We start from the raw sequence: 1,987 nt of genomic DNA on the forward strand, positions 1-1,987 counted from the left end.
GACCACTTTGATATAATCACCTTTTTCCTGTAGTGTTGCACCAATACCTTCGAGCCGGCCGGATATATTAATGTCGAAATCCTCTTTTTGTTTGGGAGCATAATATTCGGTATGCGGATCAAAAACACCTGCTATGCAATTAAAATACAATGCCAAACGGTCGGAATCACGTAATTTTTTCATCCTTGCAAAAAATTCCTCATGTGCAGCCAACACTTTTTGCCTTGCCTCTTTTTCAAGCTCTTCAAAGCTTTTCACGGTTCCTGTATCCATTTTCGCCTGTTCATTATAGGCATCCAAAAGTCTGATTAATGTCTGATATTTCAGGTATTTCCGCCACGATTCCTTTAAAGCTGCCGGATTTGCCGCATACTCTGCCTTCTCTTCATCTGTTTCGTAATACTCTTTTACCTTGAAATCAAAAGGAGTTGAAAGCAAGTCTTTGTACCATGATTCAACCTCTGCGGTACGCTTCAATAACAACTCCACCGATAGATCGTAAAACTCAAAAGTGGTTGCCTTAACCTGATCATCTAATTTATCGTAATATTGTTTCAAAAGATCATAATCTTCCTTTGTCAGAAATCTTTTCCCGTAATCAAGTCTTTTCAGGTAGAGGTTAAATAATTTTTCAGAAAAATTATCATCAAATCTGACCTCAAGATAATGAGCCATCTGAAGGGTTTGCGTGATGGCCTGTAAGATAGCCTGTCGTTCGTCTTTATCGGCATGAGGCTTTTTATAGGAGGTGAATACGAATAAAACAACAATCCCCAATGGAAACAAAAACCATTTTTTCATAAAAGCATTTTTAAAATTGAAAAAAGTTCATTTCTTAATTAACACAAAGGTAAAATTTATATCTTTGTCCGAATCTCAGGACATGCAATAATTATTCAATTGTCCCTGTTAAGTTGAAGAATATCGGGCTTTTTATTGAATTAAGCATTTTGAAAAAAAAATTGTTACATTTCAGCACTTAATGGCACACAGCATTGTTTTCACATTCAGTAGAAAAAAAATTTGGAATGACAGAGCTACGGTTGTACTTTTGAAACATAAATTAACTTTCTTAAAAATGAAACATTTACTTATTGTTTTAATCTTTCTTACAATATCAGAATATGGGCTTCAGGCACAAGATCCTGAATTTACGCAGTATTATGCCAATCCGATTTATCTGAATCCTGCTTTTGCCGGCACCGCCAAAGGCCCGCGGTTTATCATGAATTACAGGAATCAATGGGTAGGTTTGCCCTATTCATTCGTTACTTATGCAGGCTCGTACGATCAGCATTTTGATGCACTTGGCGGGGGTATCGGGTGTCAGTTCATGTATGACGTGGCCGGAGAAGGTCAATTATCTACAGGTTCTTTTGCTTTCATGTATTCCTATCACCTGAACCTGACACAAAAATTCACCGTAAAAGCTGCCCTGCAAACATCCATCAACCGCAAACAAATCAATTTTGATAAGCTTATTTTCCCTGATCAGATACATCCCCGGTTGGGAGTTGTCAGGCAAACCATCGAGAATATCCCTCCGGGTTTTTACACCATGGATCCCTATATCGATTTCAGTGCCGGCTTTTTAGGATTTACCAAGACCTTTTATTCAGGATTTGCCGTCAATCATATCAATACGCCAAAAGTAACCTTCCTTGATGACAAAAGCAGTATTTTACCAATGAAATTCACTGCCCATGCCGGAATGCTGATTCCTCTTGAAAATACCCGTGAACCAAGCCGCTTTTTCTCTCCAAACCTCCTCGTCCAGACCCAGGGAAATTTCTTCCAGTTTAATCTGGGTGGATATTACATGAAAAACAACTTCATTACGGGTGTATGGTGGAGACAGACCTCCCGTAATATTGATGCCATCATGGCTCTGATTGGCTTTAAAAAAGATCCTTTTAAGATCGGATACAGCTATGACATGACCCTCAGTGATGTCAGACTGGGTGGCAGAGGCAGCCATGAGATTTCA

The 1,987-nt window shown here is 38.8% G+C and carries 2 protein-coding genes; one reads left to right on the top strand and one right to left on the bottom strand.

Going from position 1 to position 1,987, the window contains the following annotated elements:
- A partial coding sequence (locus tag GX437_10620; protein ID NLJ08113.1) for a tail-specific protease occupies positions 1-801 on the bottom strand: 801 nt, incomplete at its 3' end.
- 277 nt (positions 802-1,078) lie between these two features.
- On the opposite strand from GX437_10620, the gene GX437_10625 reads away from it, so the two are divergent.
- Positions 1,079-1,987, top strand: a 909-nt coding sequence (locus GX437_10625) for a type IX secretion system membrane protein PorP/SprF (protein NLJ08114.1), incomplete at its 3' end; no start/stop codon positions are given.

The organism is Sphingobacteriales bacterium (genome assembly GCA_012517435.1).
In the GTDB taxonomy this organism is placed as follows: domain Bacteria; phylum Bacteroidota; class Bacteroidia; order CAILMK01; family JAAYUY01; genus JAAYUY01.